The organism is Vibrio sp. HS-50-1 (assembly GCF_024747315.1).
In the GTDB taxonomy this organism is placed as follows: Bacteria; Pseudomonadota; Gammaproteobacteria; order Enterobacterales; family Vibrionaceae; genus Vibrio; species Vibrio diabolicus.
In genome coordinates, this window is sequence record NZ_JAMPZF010000048.1 from 975522 (window position 1) to 994692 (window position 19171).

Consider the following 19171-nt stretch of genomic DNA (forward strand, 5'->3'; position numbering starts at 1 on the left):
CTGACTAACGCGGATCGTAGTCACCACTCTCTTCAGTTCTGTAACATCTGTAACAATTGGAGCCCCTACTCTTGGCACTATTTCACACGAAATATCATATTTTGTTACCGATAACTTTGCATCGAATGTGGTCGTACCTTTATAAAATCATTGACATTTTTTATTTTCAAAAAAAGCTCAATTCATTATCGAAAATATCAATAAATAATGATAGCTTACACTCGTTGCAGTAATTTAATGGACATATATCACATATAAGGACGTGGTTTACTTTGGCGACACACCATAAGAAAAACAAGGTATATCACTAATGTCTATCAAGAATCTTTCTATAGCGAAAAAGATATCGCTATCGTTTTTACTCATTGCCATCGTCAACATTGCGTTTGGCGTGTTTTTATCTACAGAGCTCAAAAGCATTAAATCTGAGCTTTTAAACTATACCGATGATACGCTTCCTGCTATGGAAAGAGTAGATTCGATCCGAGATCACTTGTCTCGCTGGCGCCGTGCTCAGTTTGCGACATACACTTATGAAGACGCAGACCAAATCAGAAACAAAATTGCCAGCAACATTCGCGAACGTGAAAAGATCAGCAAAGAGCTCGATTCTTACGGTGAAACGATTTGGCCTGGTGAAGAGCAACAAACTTACCAGCGCCTTATGCGTCAGTGGAAAAAGTACTTGGTTACTATGGATCAGTACAACGAAGCGATGCTAGCCAACGACAAAAGCAAGGCCCACCCTATTTTGGCGAACTCTTTACCTGCTTTCGAAGCGGTTGACTCTGAGCTCGGTGAACTGATCCGTCTACTTAAAAATGCTATGGACAGTAACAAAACTCATATTCTTTCTTCTGTAAATGGATTGAGTAACTCGTCAATTGCGAGCAACGTGATTATTCTACTTATCATGGTAGGCATGACGTACGTGCTGACACGCCTTATCTGTGGCCCACTAAAACTTGTTGTCGAGCAAGCAAATGCCATCGCAACAGGTGACCTATCAAACGACATCGATCGTAAAGCCATCGGCAATGACGAGCTAGGTGAGCTGGCAGATGCGACCACTAAGATGCAAGATGACTTGCGCCAAGTTATCGACAACGTGATTGCTGCGGTCACACAGTTAAGCAGTGCAGTAGAAGAGATGAATCAAATCTCCGATATTTCTGCATCTGGTATGAAGGATCAACAACTGCAAATTACACACATTGCTACGGCAATGACAGAAATGAAAGCAGCAGTAGCCGATGTTGCACGTAATACTGAAGATTCAGCGAACCAAGCTAACGAAGCAAACCGTCGTACACAACACGGTGTTCGTGAAACGCAAGGCATGGTTGACGCGATTCATGAAGTTTCAAACGTAATTGGTGCTGCGGGCGATACTGTGGCAGAGCTTGAACAGCAATCGAATAAAATTAACGTTATTGTTGATGTTATCCGTGACATTGCCGATCAAACCAACCTACTTGCTCTTAATGCAGCCATTGAAGCTGCGCGTGCTGGTGAGTCTGGTCGCGGTTTTGCCGTGGTTGCGGACGAGGTTCGAACGCTTGCAGGCCGTACGCAAGATTCAACCAGCGAAATTACGTCGATCATTGAACAGCTACAATCGCTTGCAAAAGACGCGAAATCTGCGACAGAACTTTCTAGAACCAGTATCTCAGAATGTGCAGAGCAAGGCATTCAATCAAAACAGCTGATGAGCGACATTGAACACTCGATTTCTGATATCTCAGACATGGGCACCCAAATTGCCACGGCTTGTAACCAGCAAGACTCTGTTGCAGAAGAGCTTAACCGTAGCATTGAAAACATACACTTGGCATCTCAAGAAGTATCACAGGGCTCAGAGCAAACCGCACAGGCTTGTCGTGAGCTAAGCCAGCTGTCAATTTCTCTTAAAGATGTAATGAGCCGCTTTAAACTGAGTTAAACTCAGTTGATACCTTAGTTGATATTGAATCAACCTCGATTTGCACAAATTGAGTGCAATCACTGAGGTATATTGAATCATGATCTTCAAAAACGCTCCAAAGCACTACTTGGAGCGTTTTACTTCGTCAGGTACTTTCCCCAAGTACTCAATAACATAACCAATACAAAAAACGCGTACGGAGACTTTATGCGCTTAAATAAAACCTTACTATCACTGACTATCGCTGCTGCAACCGTTGCTCCTGCGATGCAAGCTACTGCTGCCCCTCTTCAAATTAGCAACACTGTAGTAAAAGCAGAACAAGTTCAAGGCGCTAACGCTTGGCTGGAAATAAACTTAGGTCAATTCCGCGATAATATTGAGCAGTTTAAATCGCACATGGATGGCAAAACGAAAATCTGCGCCGTGATGAAAGCCGACGCATACGGTAATGGCATCGCGGGCCTGATGCCAACCATTATCGAACAACAAATTTCTTGCGTTGCCGTTGCAAGTAACGCTGAAGCACAGACCGTTCGTGACAGTGGCTTTAAAGGTCAACTTATGCGTGTACGTTCGGCGGATATTGGCGAGATCGAAGCTGCAATCGACTTAAATATTGAAGAGCTGATTGGCACTGCAGAGCAAGCCAAAGTACTGTCTAAGCTAGCAGAGAAAGCGGGTAAAGAAATCAAAGTTCACCTTGCTCTTAACGACGGTGGTATGGGACGTAATGGCGTTGATATGACGACAAAAGCGGGCAAGCAAGAAGCGCTAGAAATCGCTCAACAAGCTGGCGTTAATATTGTTGGCATCATGACTCATTTCCCTAACTACAATGCAGACGAAGTTCGTCAAAAGTTATCTTCGTTCAAAGACAGCTCTGCATGGCTGATTAAAGAAGCGGGCCTAAAACGCGAAGATATTTTGCTGCACGTGGCCAACTCTTACACTGCACTTAATGTTCCTGAAGCACAGCTTGATATGGTTCGTCCTGGTGGCGTTTTATACGGTGATCTGCCAACCAACCCTGAGTACCCTTCTATCGTGTCTTTCAAAACACGCGTGGCATCCGTTCACCATCTGCCAAAAAATAGCACTGTCGGTTACGACAGCAGCTACAAAACGAGCAAAGAAAGCCTAATGGCGAACATTCCTGTTGGTTACTCTGATGGCTACCCACGAAAAATGGGCAATACGGCAGAAGTACTGATCAATGGCCAACGAGCAAAAGTGGCAGGTGTGGCTTCAATGAACACCACCATGGTTGATATTACAGGTATCAAAGATGTTGAGCCTGGTTCTGAAGTTGTACTGTTTGGCTCTCAGCAAGGCAAAACGATTTCGGCAGCAGAAATGGAAAAACATGCAGAGGTCATCTTCCCAGAACTATACACGGTTTGGGGTGCTGCGAACCCTCGTGTCTACGTAAAATAAACCCTTTTCAGTTATTCGTAACAGAACGAAAAAGCGAGCCTCGTGCTCGCTTTCCTACTCATATACTTATAATCTTGTAGCAATCCGTGCTCTTCTCAATTGAACAGAGCTTGCTATTTGCGTTGCGTTACTTTCCTTGAGCCCTAGCAAGTGACAAACCCTCTAAACCCTTCACCTTAAAATCGTTCAGGTATACTTGTTTTTTATATAGCACTTAGTGTTTGAAAGCCCTTTCAATTGATGTTAAACATGAAGTTTACAAAAGAATAACAAACGCATTCATATGGCACTGCCCTTTTTGCCTGCTGGCTAGGTATCTCTATGACAGAAAATACTCAACATCTTCAGCGTTCCTCATCTGAGTTGCACGAATTTACTCGGGTCGACGTGTGGAACGGTTTCACCCAACTTTTACCTCTGTCCATGTTTGTGGTCATATTTGGCCTCGCATTCGGTGTTGCCGCCGTACAAACAGGGTTAGATGTATTTCCCACTATGTTGATGAGCACACTGGTCTTCGCTGGTGCTTCACAATTTGCCACGCTAGAAATGTGGGGAGCAGAAGTACCTCTGATTCCAGTGCTTATTACTGTATTTGCTATTAATGCTCGTCACCTCTTGATGGGCGCTACGCTTTATCCATGGTTACGACAACTCCCACCGACAAAACGTTACGGTGTAATGCTGGTAGCATCAGACGCAAACTGGGCAATGGCACTCAATGCATTTGGTAGAAAAGAACCAGGTTTTGGTTTGCTTGTTGGCGGCGGCTTAGCGATGTGGTCGTTTTGGATTGTCGGCACCTGGATCGGCATTTATTTTGGTAACGCAATCAAAGACCCGGTGAGCCTCGGACTCGATATGGTTATGGGATGCTTCCTGCTGTCTATGGTGGTGGCAGGGCCGAAAGACTTAAGAATCTTTGCGATTTGGGCCACAGCAGCAGCCTCTTCTATGTTGGCGTACTGGTATTTACCAGAGAATAGCCACGTAGTAGTTGGCGCCATTACTGGTGGAGTCTTAGGTGCTTGTTGGAAGGAGAAAAAAGCATGAACATCGAAACGAGCGTAGGTGGCACACTGCTTATCATCATCGCTATGGCGTTAGTCACGCTCATAACCCGCTGGGGCGGAGTGTTTGTCATGTCATTCATTCCAATTAGCGAACGGGTTCAACGTTTCATTACTGCGATGTCAGGTTCCGTATTGGTTGCCCTTTTAGCTCCGCTAGCAGTAGAGGGTGATAACGGTGCTAGAGCAGCACTTTTTTCTACTGCTGTCGTCATGTTCATCGTGAAAAAGCCTCTGCCCGCAATTGCAGCTGGCATCATCGCAGCCGCCGCGGTACGCGCTCTTTAACCGTCCTCAGCTAGATAATTACTTAAGCTCACACTCTTCGATTGTGAGCTTAACCGAGCCTTATAAACTAACCATAACAACTTAGTCTCAACTTAACCACGGTGCTTTTTGGCATTGCTCTTTTAGTAGAGATAAAAAGCCAGTGACTCGCGCTGACCTCTCATGCGCAGCAGAACTCACGAGGGCAACAATATCGGCATTTGGAAGCTCGTAATCTGGTAATAATCGTACTAATTTACCACTATCAATCTGTGACTGAATATCCCATTCAGATCGCATGATGATCCCTAAGTCTCTTAAGGCCCAGTCTTTAATCACTCTGCCCTCATTACTTGCAAGTGAAGGACGAATTCGAACATTTTCTATGGCTCCTGAGACTGTATGAGTAAAGCTCCACAACGTGACATCTTCATTATTTTCTCTCAACGCAATACATTGATGCTTCTTAAGATCTTGCGGAGTTTCAGGCTGTCCATAACGTGATAAATACTCCGGCGAAGCGCAAACAAAGCGCTTGTTTGGGGCTAAACTCACCATCTTAAGGCTGGAATCCGCCAGGTGACCAATGTAGATGATAATGTCCCATTTATGATGGTTGGCCCAGTTTGGCTTATCTGATAACTCTAGCTCCACTTCTAGGCGCGGATGAGCTTTTTTATACTCACCTAATAAAGGGGCTATCACATCGTTGCCAAAGCCAAGGGGCGCCAATACTCTTAGACGACCACTGACATCCCCTCTGCTTTCATTGAGTTTATCGGTGAGTTCATCCAAATCCTCAAGGATAGAACTACCTGTATCGACTAAAACGCGCCCTTCTTCTGTTAAGCTAACTATGCGCGAAGGCCGTTGAAGTAACTTAAGCGATAGCTTCTTTTCGATATGTTGAATACGCTGAGTGACTGATGGAGGCGTTATATTGAGCGCACGAGCCGCATCTGCCAATGTTCTATGGTTAGAAACTACCACAAGAAATCGAATATCTTCTGTCGTTAACATTAACTTCCAACCTAATGTATAAGTAGATTTTTGTTAATATAATTCAACTTCTTCCTACTTCATAATCATTTCATCAATAGTTAATTTCACTTTGCAAGCTTAGGTAAATGAAATGATTAAGCATACAGAACACCCTAATTTAGAAAAACAATACAATGCTATTGGCACACCATTTCTCTATTTGGACAAACAAAAATTTTTGAGCAACCTTACTCAAATGCGCAGCCATATGTCGAAACTAGGCACACCACTAAGGCCCCACTTTAAGACAGTAAAATCGTTAGATGCGCTTCCTTACTTAATTGACTCTATAGAGGACCCAATCACTGTATCCACCCTTGAAGAAGCAGAACAGCTTGCCAGTTATGGTTGTAAAAACATTCTCTATGCTGTTGGCATATCAAAAGAAAAGCTATTGCGAGTCGAACTGCTACTGAAACGCGGTATGAGTATTGTGGTTTTACTTGATAGCATGGAACAAGTCGATTTCGTTAACACCTACTGTCAAGAACGTGGGTGTGTCATTAGCTGCCTGATAGAGATTGATTGCGACGGACACCGAGGTGGTGTAAGTGCAGATTCCGAAGCCCTAATTGCAATGGCTAAGAGCTTAGATAAGGGGTTGGCCGATTTTAAAGGGGTGATGCTCCACGCAGGTGAGTCTTACCACTGTAAGTCTCGAGAAGCATTAAACCAATCCGCCTGTAATGAAGTAGCGACTGCACAACTTGCAGCGAAACGCCTCGAGTCGGTTGGGATTTACTGCGAAATAGTCAGCGTGGGTTCTACCCCGACAGCATGCTCATACACAAACACAAGTGGAATCACAGAAGTCAGAGCTGGCGTCTATTCGTTGTTTGACTTAGTGATGCATCGGCTTGGAGTGTGTACCTTAAACGACATCGCAATCTCAGTAGTAAGCAGTGTTATTGGACACAGCAAATCGAGGGGGCAAATATTTGTTGATGCTGGTTGGATGGCTCTTTCTTTAGATAAAGGCCATGACGAACAATGTTATGGCGTGGTTCTCCAACCGAATGGCCAAGAGAATCAACCACTGAAAGTCGTGCAGGTAAATCAAGAGCACGGCATACTCGAAGCGGCTTCTGGAAGCGAGATCGACTTCGAATGTTTTCCCATTGGTTCTAGAGTACACATCGTCCCAAATCATGCATGCTCTACAAGCGCGATGCACAGTAAATACCATGTCTTTGACTTGGTAGAGGGTCAAATTGAGCAATGGCAACGTATTTCAGGATGGTAAACATGATTTATCTAGATGAAAAAACGACAGCAGCGTTAATTTCTCACGAGCTGGCATACAAAGCGGTCAAAGCGGCATTTTCTTCAGTACAAGATCAGCACTCATCAATATTTCCGGTCGTTAACGCATCAGGCCCGATCGAAGGCTCAATGTTTTCACTCAAATCAGCATGCACAAACCAATTACTTGGTTGAAAAATGGGAAGCTATTGGCCTTGCAATAATCAGTCTGGGCGATCGAACCATGGTACTCATATCTTTCTTCTTTCACCGGATACGGGGGAAATGAAAGTCATTTTGTCAGCAAGTTTGGTCAATGCCTACCGAACTGCAGCAGCTGATGCCATCGCTGTTGATCTACTGGCGAGACAAGATTCATCTGTACTCGCGTTATTTGGCACAGGTCATCAAGCTAAATACGAAGCGCTTGCCATTTCAAAAGTTAGGAATCTATCTAAAGTCCTGATTGTTGGAAGAAATCAGACTAACGCCAACCAATTAGCGCAAGAGCTAAGCAAAGAAGGGTTAACAACAGACATCAAATCCGCTCAAGAAGCCTGTGAAAGCGCAGATATTATTGTTACCGTTACAGCGTCCACCGCTCCTTTGTTTGAATCTTCATGGGTAAAACCTGGAACTCATATTTCTGCAATGGGAGCAGATAAAATAGGAAAACAGGAACTTCCACCATCGCTATTTGAGAACGCCACCCTCTACTGTGACTATTTATCTCAGTCCAAAACGATTGGTGAGTTCCAGCATGCGCCAGATAAAGAGATCTATCAGATCGGTGACAAGCTTCAATTAAAAGAAAGGAACAAAAACGACATTACTATTTTTGATAGCTCAGGAATTGCCTATCAAGATCTTTATGTTGCGCAAATGGTTTTAGATAAATACCTATCCAAGGAAGATTACCATGAATAACGTTAGCTTTTTAAAAATAAACGGTAACACCATCGATGACATTATCGACCTCTCCGTGGAAGAGTCCCAAAAACATCTCATTGCTAATAACGCAGAATGGCTTGCAGAGGCGAGTTTCAACGACGATAGCGTCAGTTACGGCATTTATTTAGACGACAAGCCAGCAGGGCTCATCTCTCTTATCGATCCAAGACTACTCGACAAGTTCGATGATCACTTTCAAAAGGATCATTTGTACGTGTGGCGCGTCATGATTGACCATCGTTTTCAAGGAAAGGGATTGGGAAATCAAGCGATTAACTTTAGCAAGCGATACGCTTCCATTATCGGTTTACAAGGCGTGTCCCTGACCACAATGGATAAAGAGGAAGGGAATGCTCTCCATATTTACCAAAAGCTTGGTTTTACCCCAACAGGAAGAAGACTTGATGATGAAATAGAGTTGATTTTTAGCGTCAAAGAGTAAAAAGCCAACCTGGTCGGCCATATAGTGTTCCACCAGGTTGACTTGATGAATATTCAATGCTTATGCACAGCAGTTACAATTGCGCTTATATTTGTCCATTTTGCCAATACCAGGGTTAAAGGTGTTCGTTGGATCTAACTCGTGGTAAAACTTCTGCAGCGAGTTTTCAGCTTCGTACAAGTGACCCACATTATGTTCTGCTGGGTATTTAGCACCACGGTTATTGAGGTGTTCTAGCATCAGCTTTTTCATCAACTTCGTGTCGGTCCCTTTTTTGAAAATGTAATCTTGATGGAATACATAACACATAAAGTGACCATAATAGAGCGCTTGAACAAGGTTCTTACTCACCTCTTCTGGTAAAGTTTCTAGCCACTCTTCATCATTACGTCGCAATGCGATATCAAGTGCAACGATGTCTTCTACGTCTTTTCGATGAATCGTCTCGTACCGAATTGCTGCACCAGCGGCTGCAAAGCGATGTAAATAAGCTTTTTTACCCTCTTCCGGCGTACACTCGAAGAAATCACAGTCATCTTCAACAGCCCAAACTTCTTTGAGGTATTTTTGTGCCTCAGCAATACCACTATCACTCATTTTTAATACCAGGTGATGCTCATACTTGTCGCGGAAATCCAGCATTCGTTCTGGTAAATGTTGTGGGAACAACTTACTCGCGTAGTACAAAATGGTATCCGGCAGGTATTTACTAACAAACGGGACGCGCTCTAAGAAATTTTCTACTTTAGCTTTAAGTGCAAACATTCTTGGCAGCTTATCTGTGCCTAATAAGTCGATGGATAAGAAGACATCTTTGCCGTACTTCTCTGCCATGTTGAAGATATCTCGATGCAAGTATTCTCCCATCTCAGGCAAGTTCTCAAACGTAGATAAGAAATCTTTTCGCAGCTTCGTCAGTTTCGCAGGATCATTGGTGCCAAGGTAAAAAACCTGCTCTTTTTCGGGTACTGGGTAGCTATCAACTCGAACGGCGAAAACACCCAATTTGCCAGCGCAGCCACTGGCTTCAAATAATCGACGTTCATCGGCATTAAAGCGAGAAGGAATGTCAGAAGTCACGTCTCGAACACGTTCATCGTATTCTTTGTCTGATGCCATTCGCTCGTCATGAATGATCTTCGCTGGGTCAAAGTTTCCTTCTTGCAGGTTTGTCAGAATTTCTTCTGGCGTTTCACCTAACCCTTCAATGCCAAGGTGGTTAACCAGGTGTAATTGGCCTTGCTTATCGACCTGCGCATAGATCGCCAGTTCGGTGTAAGCAGGACCACGCTTGACTAACGCACCGCCTGAGTTATTGGCGATACCACCAACCACAGTGGCACCTAATGATGAAGAACCGATGATAGAGTGCGGCGCTCGGTTCACCGCCTTTAATTCTTTTTCCAATGAGTGCAAACTTGCACCAGGCAAGCATACCGCCTGCTTACCGCCATCTAATAAGTGAATCTTCTTGATTTTGGTAATATTGATCACAACCACATCACGGTCATAATCATTACCACTTGGAGCTGAGCCTTCTGTTAAACCTGTTTTGGCAGCCTGCATAATAATAATGCAGTTTGCTTCAACGCACTGTTTAATGATCTTCCATTGTTCTACAAGAGTATTAGGAAACACGATAGCAAGCGCAGTGCCACTACCTGAGCGAAAACCTGAGCGGTAGTATTTTGTTTTAACCTCGTCGGTTAGGACATTTTCTTCCCCAACGATAGTTTTAAATTCGTCAATCAGCTGCTTTTGTTTCATATCCGTATCTCTCGTTATTGTACTTCGCTCACATCACCGTTTAGTGACGGTAATGGGCGTTTGAGCCACTATAAGCAGTCCATTTATCGGCGTCTATGTCAGGCAGGCGAGCAACACTTAGCCAACAGACAACAAACAAAATAATTCTTTTATTTTTCTGTCACTTATCTTTCACATTCGGAAAGTTTAACGCAAGAAACAGACCGTTTCTTAAAAGAAACAATAGCAAAACCATTTGTTAACAGTTGTGCGCAGCATCTTGTTATCAATATTAGTGATAAAACAAGGAGAAAGCTTAAGCTTCTAAATTTATAAGAATTTTTAGAAATGAAGATGGAAACAATAACTCAACACCAACATAACGATTGGTGTTGAGTTATTGTCTTAAAATCGATGATTTTGACTTTGAAAGCTGGTGTATAGATGATCAATGAAGATCTTAATTTTTTCTGGCTGTTGACGAGTGTAAGGATACACTGCATAAATACCCAAACATTTGGCGGTTTCGTCTTTGAACAGTTGAATCAGGCGGCCTTGCTTTAAGTCTTCATAAACCAAGACACGTGGCACATAGATGATTCCCTGCCCCAACAGTGCGACGTTTCTCAATACCGAAGAGTTGTTGGTACAGAGGTTACCGTCGACGGTGATTTGATATACCTCGTCTCCCTCTTTAAACGCCCACTCACGCGCCCCGGTTTCTTGGTAGGAATAAACCAAACAATTGTGCTTATCCAAGGCTTGAGGTTGCTTAGGAATGCCATGTTTAGCAAGGTATTGAGGTGAAGCACAAACAATCCAATTGGCATCCACCAGCTTTCTTGCGATTAGGCTAGAATCTGGCAAAATTCCCGTTCGAATGGCCAAATCAAAGCGTTCATTCACGATATCGACAAAACGATTATCTAGATCCATGTCGATGTTGATGTCAGGGTATTTCTGATTAAACTCATTGATCACTTGAGGAAGAATTAACTCACCAGAGATAGTGGGTACAGAAACTTTAATGTTTCCAGATAAATTCTTACCCAACCCCACAATGGATTCTTCTGCCGTTGCCACCGCTTGATAAACGGCTTTTGCATGAGTAAAGAACGCTCGCCCTGCCTCCGTCAACGTTAACGTTCGCGTTGTTCGGTAAAGAAGCTGTACACCAAGCTCTTGCTCAAGCTTGGCGATGCGTTTACTGACAACCGATTTGGTCAATGACATGTGTCTTGCAGCAGCACTGAATGAGCCTTGCTCGATCAGGTGATAGAAAATGATGTAATCGTCGGTATTTCTCATGCGTCTTCGTCAAATCCTTTGGAGACCGACATTGTAAACGGATATTGGTCAATCTACGAAATATCGGATCACACTTAACAGCATAACTCGCGAAAGAAACAAGGGTTATACCAACAGTTCAAGAAATTGAGATGGCGTAAATTTATCAATATTCAGATACAAAAAAACCAGCTTTCGCTGGTTTTAAGTTGATGCGCTTGGCATCGAGATATCGCAATTGCCATATCTGAATAATTTGGAGCGACACACGAGGTTCGAACTCGTGACCTCAACCTTGGCAAGGTTGCGCTCTACCAACTGAGCTAGTGTCGCATTGCTTCTCGAAAGCCATTCACTCTCAAAAGAATAATGGAGGCGCCTCCCGGAGTCGAACCGAGGTCCACGGATTTGCAATCCGCTGCATAGCCACTCTGCCAAGGCGCCTTTTTTACTTCGCTTCAGGGCTCTTCCCCGTTGCGTTGGTGGCTACTTTACGGATTGAGAGAAGATAGTCAAACAAAAATCTTTCATTTTCTGTTTGTTTGATTTCTTTTAAGCCAATTAGACCAAAGTTCGATCTTATCGGCTTAAAACGAAGCAATATAAATCTAGCTTTCTGTACGTTTTACTCAATAGAATTTCAATTTCACTTAATAATTACCGACCCGTTTAAGCAACCTGCCCACAACATTAGGATGATAAGACCACGTGTGATCAAACATCGACATCAATGCTGGGTTTCCGTATTTAGATAGGCTGATCGCGTGAAAACGGTTTTTCTTCGCTTTAAGCGCATCCACTTTGGCAAGCAACTCGTCTTGTTGTTTTGGCGCGATAAAGTCGGAAATGACCACCATATCGGCATTTTTGTACTTATCACCGCTCATCAAGTCGATAGATTTGATCAAAGTTGGCTCTAAGTCTGTACCACCATGGAAGCTATAAGTTAAAAAGTCCGCCGCCTCGCGCAGACCATCTTGTTTGGTTAGCTCGTACGTAATGTGTTCCGTCGAAAAAATAATGACATAGCAGTCACGTTGCTCCGCTAATGCGATTTGCATCAGAGCATAAGCCATGGCTTTGGCGCATTGCTCAGGAAACCCGCTCATGGAGCCGGACGCGTCCACACACACAATAAACGGTCCTTTTTCGATATCTACCGCTTTGTTGTCAGGTCGGTGAGCTTTAACTTTACGTAACGTGCGCGATTTGCCTTGTGTACGGTAGTTCATAAGTCGTTTATCGACTAAGTGTTTATAGAACACGACCTCGAGTTCAGGATACGCCAAAAACATCGTTTCGTTGGGAAGTAGCTTATTTAAATCATCGCTTTCGTGAATGCCGACAATATCATCTGTCGCTTCATCACTCTTCTCTTCGATCATTTGTAGCTCTTCAGTAGGCGCGCGGTTAAGTTCGGGATCATTCACTTGCCCCGCCATACGGCCAAGTTGCTCGGCTATTTCTTGCAAGCCTTGGTGCTTCTTCAGAAACTCCGCATGGCGTTTCATCACTGTTAAGTCAGTTTTGCTCAACTTGGCAGATGCCATATCCCATAAGCGCCCTACACTTTCAGCATCACCCGACTCCGTGACCTTATCCATATTACGCATGGTCTCCATACGCTGATACAGGTCATTCAGCACTTTCTCTTTATTGGCCTCAAGCTCGCTTACTTGCGCTTGCTTAATCGCATCGGCTAGACTTTGGTACCATTGATCACAGAAGTAATGTGGGAACATGGGATTATTCATCCCCTTGTTCTTCTCCATCATTCGGCGAGCCTGCATATAAAAAGCGGAGTGCCACTCAAGCTTTTTAATCACATCTTCGATGTTTTCGAAAAACGCCTCTTCATCCCAGTGAATGACTTCTTGATATAAAGACAGCTCTTGTTGGAAACGCTCTGTCTCACATACCTTGGTAATCCGTTTTTTAACACTGCCCCTCCACTTTAATAAGTGGCCTTTGACTGAAGATTTAACGCCTCGGTTTTCTGCCATCATCATGACTTGTGAACGCGCCATTAAATCATTAACTGCACTATCGATGATGCCAGAGTCGGCTACCATCAGCGCGAGGTTAAGTCCGTCTGCACCTAGCATGTCGTCTCCTTATGAGAAAAACTGATGTAAGTTTTTAAAGCGTTGAATAACTTTCTCGCTTTCAGCTTGGATAGACTCAAGTCTCTGACTGACCTGCTGCAGACTCGACTCCATTAGGCGTGGTAGTTCAGGATCAACAAAGCTATGCGGAAGCGCATCATGGAAATTTGCTTTTACCTTGCGCATATGGTGCTCTGCTTCACTGAGTTGATTTACGGCTTTTTCACTCTGCGTTAACCACTTTTGGTAAAGCTCTACATCCAAGCCCTCTTGAGTCACTAAGCTCACCAGAATGCCTCGGTTTGCGATATCACGGATAACTAGGTTATTTGCGGCATCAACATCAAATCGTAAACGACACATGTTGGTGTTTTGATTGACGTAGCCATACACATCACCGTGTCCCTCTTTGATGACTCGGTCTAGTTCATCTTTTGGCACGTAAACCCAGCGGCTATCGCCTTTCTCTGACTCTGAAACCGACATGTTGCTTTGCAAAATAACCAGTTTAACTAAGTTAACGGCTGCGCCAACTTTGTAGGTCTTAGCTTTAGAGGTATCAAAACGCATGGTTTCTTTGCGCAAAATACCCGTTGCCGCTTCAGACGTTAACGTCATGCGGTAGGCATCTTCAAGCTCATGCTGAACATCGACCAAAGACTCGCGACAGTATTCAATTTCCTGTTCGGCGTCTTGTTGGTCAAATGCATGTTTTAGGGCGAACTCTTGGACCACTTCGCGTACCACGTCTCGCGATTCAGGGCTGTTCCATAAACAATCTTGCAGCAACAGTAGATCAAGTGGGTTGATTTCATCGCGGCCATTAAAAAACGCGCTCGCTTTTAGCAATTTCACGGCTTTCTTCCAGCGGCGGTCAGACACATACATGTCGGTATTAGCGACATCGCCAAACTGAGCTTCGACTTTGCTTTCTAACATCGTTTTAAGCTGGAAAAGCTTCTCGAATGCATTATCGGTTAAAGTCAGCTTGTCGAGCTGCTGTTGCCATTGATGATATTCTTCATCTGTTATTGCTAGCCCTTCTGGCACTTGTGCCTCTTGTGACGTGCCTACCGTCAACATCGACTTAAAGTTTTGTTTATTCTGAATTCGATTCACAAACACGCGCACCAACATGCGGTCATAGAGTGCATCCAAACCGCTGTCTTCATCTGGCAGTTCATTGGAAGCCGATACCAACAAACGCATTGGCACACGCTCAATATCGCTGCCATTTTTGAACGTTTTCTCATTGACCACTGTCAGTAATGTATTCAGAATGGCGGGGCCCGCTTTCCAGATTTCATCTAAAAATACGACTTGTGCGGTTGGCAAATACCCTTTAGTTAAGCGAACATAACGACCGTTATCTTTGAGTTCTTGAATACTCAGTGGCCCAAAAACTTCTTCAGGTGTTGAGAATCGAGTCATCAGGTATTCAAAGTAACTGCTATTATCGAACGCTTGGATAAGTCGCTTGGCAATTAAGCTTTTTGCAATGCCAGGTGGGCCTAAAAGAAAAACACTTTCACCAGCAAGTGCCGCAAGGAGGCAGAGCTTGATGGTATGTTCGCGTTCATAAACGCCATCCGTTAACGCTTTAGCCAACTTGTTGATTCGTTCTGAGAGAAGCGCTTTTTCGGCATTTGAGGCAAATAAGGTTTGTGTCATACGTTCTCCGGCTGCTGAACTGGTATTGCGTTAACATTTTTATACACTTGTTATAGCTTTGTTACAAATGTATTTTGTTGAATTCCCCTTATAGCAGATGCTTACCCCCTTCTTTAGCAAGCAATCAAAGTTTCCATTTATGAGATACAGCTCACTGAAAGTGCAAACGCTTTCGTCGTGTTGCAATATTTTTTGCTTTTGTTTCCCACCATTTGTGGTTAATGTCGAAAAACGTCAAAATGCGGTAACAGCTAGGGTTAATAACTGCATGAGCAAAATAATTCATAAATGGAAGCAAATTTCTCTGATTGAAGAAGAGGTTATGCTTCCTACAGGACAGGCAATTACGCACACCACAATCCATCATCCGGGCGCTGCGGTGATTCTCCCTATTACAACGGAAGGTGAGGTAGTCCTTGTCCATCAATTTCGCCCTTCACTTAATAAATGGCTTTTGGAGCTTCCTGCTGGTACACGAGAAGGCAATGAAGACCCTCTCTGCTGCGCGAAAAGAGAGCTAGAAGAAGAAACGGGCTATAGTGCAGAAAAATTCACCTCTCTCGGGCAAGTCACTCCCCTTGCCGGATTTTGTGATGAGATACAGTACCTATTTGTTGCTGAGAAGCTCAGCCAAACCAACCGTTACGAATGTGATGAAGATGAAGTGATTGAGGTTGTTACCTTGTCACTCCAACAACTCGAAGACAAGATTATTGATGGCACAATTACCGATGCCAAAACGATCGCTTGTTTAAGCAAAGCGCGCCTTTGCGGATATATTTAGGACTTTGACCAAGGAGACATTCATGGATTTTCGATCAGATACCGTTACACAGCCTACCCAAGCCATGCGAGAGGCCATGTTTAAGGCCCCCGTTGGGGATGATGTTTATGGTGATGACCCTACGGTCAATGAGCTTGAGGAGTTTGCCGCAGAGCTTGCAGGATTCGAAGCAGCTTTGTTTACCACTTCAGGCACGCAAGCCAATCTGCTCGGCCTAATGGCGCATTGTGAACGCGGAGATGAATATCTGTGTGGGCAGCAAGCACATAACTACAAGTACGAAGCTGGCGGCGCAGCAGTACTTGGGTCAATTCAACCTCAACCAGTCGAAAATAACCCAGATGGCACACTCCCATTTGATAAACTGGCAGCGGCGATTAAGCCAGATGATTGTCACTTTGCTCGTACCAAGCTGCTCAGCTTAGAAAACACGATTAATGGCAAAGTGCTGCCTCTGTCTTACTTAGCAGAAGCTCGTGACTTCGTGAATAAGAACAATTTGAAGATGCATCTCGACGGCGCAAGAGTATTCAATGCAGCGGTTGCTTTAGATGTTTCGGTAAAAGAAATCGGTCAGTATTTTGATTCAATGACGATTTGTCTGTCGAAAGGTTTGGCTGCCCCTATTGGTTCGTTACTGCTTGGTAGCAAAGAGTACATCGCAAAAGCACGTCGCTTAAGAAAGATGGTCGGCGGTGGTATGCGTCAAGCGGGTATTCTTGCCGCAGCAGGCAAACTTGCCCTTACCGAACAAGTGGAACAGCTAAAACAAGATCATATCAACGCAAAAAATTTAGCAGAAAGTTTAGCAGAACTGCCTGGTTTTTCAGTCAACCCTGATTTTGTTCAAACGAACATCGTGTTCGCGAAGCTTGATCCTCAAGTGGACATAGTAAGTATCGCTGCGAAACTGAAGGAACAAAATATTACGATAACACCTGGAAACCCTATTCGTTTCGTGACTCATAAAGACATTTCAGCGCAAGATATCGACAATTTCTTATCAAGCATTAAATCTCTGCTTTAGTTTGATTTTGATCATTGAGCTTCCCCTAAGGGGAAGCTTTATTGTATCGATATGACTTTTTAGCGAATAGACAATCTTCATGTTCAGATTTGTACTTCTAACTTCTCTTATTTTCTCTTCCGCTAGCCATGCCGCGCCTTTTGGAGACGCTGATAAAGGTAAAATCAAATCCCCTAGCTGCGTCTATTGTCATGGTGCAACAGGCGTCGCAGGTAATGATGCCTATCCAAATCTTGCAGGTCAAAATGCCCAGTATCTATACGATGCGATGAAGTCTTACCAAGCAGGCGAGCGTAAAGGACCGCTTGCTGAAATGATGGGCGCACAGTTAAGAATGTTAAATGATGAGGATCTTCGTGATGTTGCTGCATTTTATGCAGAACAGACGCAAGACAAATGATTTGTTTATCTCGGCTCACAACAAGAGATTGTGAGCCCCCGAACCGAGCCAAAACATTTAACCAAACTTTGCTTGTAAAATAATCACAATGACTTCACTTCAAATATTTGATGAATTTATAGTCCGATATTCCCATTAATATTGACTTTTTATTCTGGTTTATTGATATTTCATGCTTCATTGAATTTAACGTGAAGTAAGTTATGTCTCACACACATGCGCAACCAGCAGACTCGGTTGCTACACCCAAATCATGGCAGATGCCAGATACCCTCATTTTGATCTTCATTGTTGGTATTCTCGCTGCGATTCTTACCTACTTAATTCCTGCTGGCCATTTTGACAGTCAGCAAGTGACTTATATGGTCGATGGTGCAGAAAAAACTCGCACGGTTATCGATCCATCTTCTTTCTCTTATGCAACCGACGAAAACGGTGAATTGGTTTACAACAAGGTTGGCCTGTTTGCTTCTGGTGGTGGCATTGGTCTCATGAACTTCCCTTTCGAAGGGCTAGTTTCAGGCTCTAAATGGGGCAGCGCGATCGGCGTGATTATGTTCATGTTAGTTATCGGTGGTGCTTTCGGCGTTGTAATGCGAACAGGCACCATCGACAACGGTATCTTGCGCCTTATCGATAAGACCAAAGGTAACGAAGCGCTATTCATTCCAGTGCTATTTTTGCTGTTCTCTCTGGGCGGTGCGGTATTTGGTATGGGTGAAGAAGCCGTAGCATTTGCGATTATTATCGCTCCGCTTATGGTTCGCCTTGGTTATGATGGTATCACTACGGTAATGGTGACCTATGTTGCGACTCAAATTGGCTTCGCTACTTCTTGGATGAACCCTTTCTCTGTTGCTATTGCACAAGGTATTGCGGGAGTACCTGTTTTATCCGGCATGACAGTGCGCATGGGGTTATGGGCTGGCTTTACGTTAATCGGTATCGCCTTCACCATGATCTACGCCGCTCGCGTGAAGTCAAACCCAGAACTTTCTTACAGTCACCGCACAGACAAATACTTCCGTCAGCAAGAGCTTGGCAATCAAGATTCTCGTTGGAACCTAGGTGACACACTCGTTATCCTTACGGTTATTGCAACCACAGTATGGGTTGTTTGGGGCGTGGTCGCTAACGCATGGTACATCCCAGAAATCGCTTCTCAATTCTTCACTATGGGCTTTGTTGTCGCGATCATCGGTACGATTTTTCGCTTAAACGGTACGACGCTCAACTGCGCAGCCGATGCGTTTAAAGAGGGGGCGGCTATTATGCTTGCACCTGCCCTATTAGTGGGTTGTGCAAAAGGTGTATTGCTTATCCTTGGTGGTGGTACAACTGATGAAGCGAGTGTACTGAATTCAATTCTAAACAGCGCTGGCGGCGTGATTAGCGGGCTTCCTGACGTGGCTGCGGCATGGTTAATGTATGTATTCCAATCTATCTTCAACTTCTTCGTCACTTCGGGCTCTGGACAAGCGGCACTAACGATGCCTCTACTGGCCCCTCTGGCAGACATTGCAGGAGTTACGCGCCAAGTCGCAGTTTTGTCATTCCAACTTGGCGATGGCTTTACTAACGTTATCGTCCCTACTTCGGCATCTCTCATGGCAACGCTTGGTGTCTGCCGTATCGACTGGGGTGACTGGGCAAAATTCTGCTGGCGATTTATTCTATTACTCTTTACCCTATCAAGTATCGTCGTTATCGCAGCTCATATGATGGGTTTTGCGTAAAACGAAACCAATTGGTAATTAAGGCGAGACATGTTCTCGCC

General features: G+C 44.1%; 17 protein-coding genes and 2 tRNA genes. 12 read left to right on the top strand and 7 right to left on the bottom strand.

All coding sequences use genetic code 11. From position 1 onward, the window contains the following. Positions 1–310 precede the first annotated feature (310 nt). From NDJ01_RS23640 to NDJ01_RS23655, 4 genes are all read left to right on the top strand, one after another. Positions 311–1942, top strand: a complete 1632-nt coding sequence (locus NDJ01_RS23640; RefSeq protein ID WP_012842212.1) for a methyl-accepting chemotaxis protein — start codon at positions 311–313, stop codon at positions 1940–1942. A 189-nt stretch (positions 1943–2131) separates the two neighbouring features. Further along, positions 2132–3361 (top strand): alanine racemase, encoded by a 1230-nt coding sequence (gene alr, locus NDJ01_RS23645; RefSeq protein ID WP_258587468.1) that lies wholly within the window; start codon positions 2132–2134, stop codon positions 3359–3361. Between the two features lie 321 nt (positions 3362–3682). Then, positions 3683–4414, top strand: a complete 732-nt coding sequence (locus tag NDJ01_RS23650; RefSeq protein WP_031780544.1) for an AzlC family ABC transporter permease — start codon at positions 3683–3685, stop codon at positions 4412–4414. Next, positions 4411–4719: an AzlD family protein gene (locus NDJ01_RS23655; RefSeq protein ID WP_258587469.1), complete on the top strand. Its 309-nt coding sequence runs from the start codon at positions 4411–4413 to the stop codon at positions 4717–4719. Before NDJ01_RS23650 ends, NDJ01_RS23655 begins: the two co-directional genes overlap by 4 nt. 87 nt (positions 4720–4806) lie before the next feature. Here the strand turns inward: NDJ01_RS23655 and NDJ01_RS23660 are convergent, their stop codons facing one another. Then, complete coding sequence (locus tag NDJ01_RS23660; RefSeq protein ID WP_258587470.1) at positions 4807–5718, bottom strand: LysR family transcriptional regulator; 912 nt, start codon at positions 5716–5718, stop codon at positions 4807–4809. A gap of 112 nt (positions 5719–5830) precedes the next feature. Here NDJ01_RS23660 and NDJ01_RS23665 point away from each other — a divergent pair, with 112 nt between their 5' ends. The 4 genes from NDJ01_RS23665 to NDJ01_RS23680 are packed head-to-tail and all read left to right on the top strand — an operon-like array spanning position 5831 to position 8374. Then, positions 5831–6982 carry an alanine racemase gene (locus NDJ01_RS23665; protein WP_258587471.1) on the top strand — a complete coding sequence of 384 codons (1152 nt, stop codon included), beginning with the start codon at positions 5831–5833 and terminating at the stop codon, positions 6980–6982. A gap of 2 nt (positions 6983–6984) precedes the next feature. Next, positions 6985–7176 carry a hypothetical protein gene (locus tag NDJ01_RS23670; RefSeq protein ID WP_258587472.1) on the top strand — a complete coding sequence of 64 codons (192 nt, stop codon included), beginning with the start codon at positions 6985–6987 and terminating at the stop codon, positions 7174–7176. 3 nt (positions 7177–7179) lie between these two features. Continuing rightward, positions 7180–7908 (top strand): ornithine cyclodeaminase family protein, encoded by a 729-nt coding sequence (locus NDJ01_RS23675; RefSeq protein WP_258587473.1) that lies wholly within the window; start codon positions 7180–7182, stop codon positions 7906–7908. Beyond that, positions 7901–8374, top strand: a complete 474-nt coding sequence (locus NDJ01_RS23680; RefSeq protein WP_046875380.1) for a GNAT family N-acetyltransferase — start codon at positions 7901–7903, stop codon at positions 8372–8374. The genes NDJ01_RS23675 and NDJ01_RS23680 overlap by 8 nt, the downstream gene beginning before the upstream one ends. A gap of 60 nt (positions 8375–8434) precedes the next feature. On the opposite strand, the gene dld is transcribed toward NDJ01_RS23680, so the two are convergent. From dld to NDJ01_RS23710, 6 genes are all read right to left on the bottom strand, one after another. Further along, entirely contained in the window at positions 8435–10141 is a 1707-nt protein-coding gene (dld, locus tag NDJ01_RS23685; protein WP_258587474.1) for a D-lactate dehydrogenase, read from the bottom strand. 384 nt (positions 10142–10525) lie between these two features. After that, positions 10526–11428, bottom strand: a complete 903-nt coding sequence (locus tag NDJ01_RS23690) for a LysR family transcriptional regulator (protein ID WP_074189658.1) — start codon at positions 11426–11428, stop codon at positions 10526–10528. A gap of 236 nt (positions 11429–11664) precedes the next feature. After that, a tRNA-Gly gene (locus NDJ01_RS23695) sits at positions 11665–11740 on the bottom strand. Positions 11741–11777: 37 nt separating this feature from the next. After that, positions 11778–11851: transfer RNA gene (locus tag NDJ01_RS23700), tRNA-Cys, on the bottom strand. A 206-nt stretch (positions 11852–12057) separates the two neighbouring features. Continuing rightward, a complete protein-coding gene (gene viaA / locus NDJ01_RS23705) occupies positions 12058–13512 on the bottom strand; it encodes an ATPase RavA stimulator ViaA (RefSeq protein ID WP_012842207.1) in 1455 nt (484 codons plus the stop codon). A 9-nt stretch (positions 13513–13521) separates the two neighbouring features. Further along, complete coding sequence (locus NDJ01_RS23710) at positions 13522–15183, bottom strand: ATPase RavA domain-containing protein (protein ID WP_005396405.1); 1662 nt, start codon at positions 15181–15183, stop codon at positions 13522–13524. Positions 15184–15451: 268 nt separating this feature from the next. Here NDJ01_RS23710 and NDJ01_RS23715 point away from each other — a divergent pair, with 268 nt between their 5' ends. The 4 genes from NDJ01_RS23715 (at position 15452) to yfcC (ending at position 19130) form a co-directional block, all read left to right on the top strand. Continuing rightward, positions 15452–15967 carry an NUDIX hydrolase gene (locus NDJ01_RS23715; protein ID WP_047009230.1) on the top strand — a complete coding sequence of 172 codons (516 nt, stop codon included), beginning with the start codon at positions 15452–15454 and terminating at the stop codon, positions 15965–15967. 22 nt (positions 15968–15989) lie between these two features. Beyond that, positions 15990–16994, top strand: a complete 1005-nt coding sequence (gene ltaE / locus NDJ01_RS23720; RefSeq protein WP_139060002.1) for a low-specificity L-threonine aldolase — start codon at positions 15990–15992, stop codon at positions 16992–16994. Between the two features lie 79 nt (positions 16995–17073). Next, a complete protein-coding gene (locus NDJ01_RS23725) occupies positions 17074–17394 on the top strand; it encodes a cytochrome c (RefSeq protein ID WP_005396401.1) in 321 nt (106 codons plus the stop codon). A 203-nt stretch (positions 17395–17597) separates the two neighbouring features. Beyond that, on the top strand, positions 17598–19130 hold the full coding sequence (yfcC, locus tag NDJ01_RS23730; protein ID WP_258587475.1) for a putative basic amino acid antiporter YfcC: 1533 nt from the start codon (positions 17598–17600) through the stop codon (positions 19128–19130). Positions 19131–19171 lie beyond the last annotated feature (41 nt).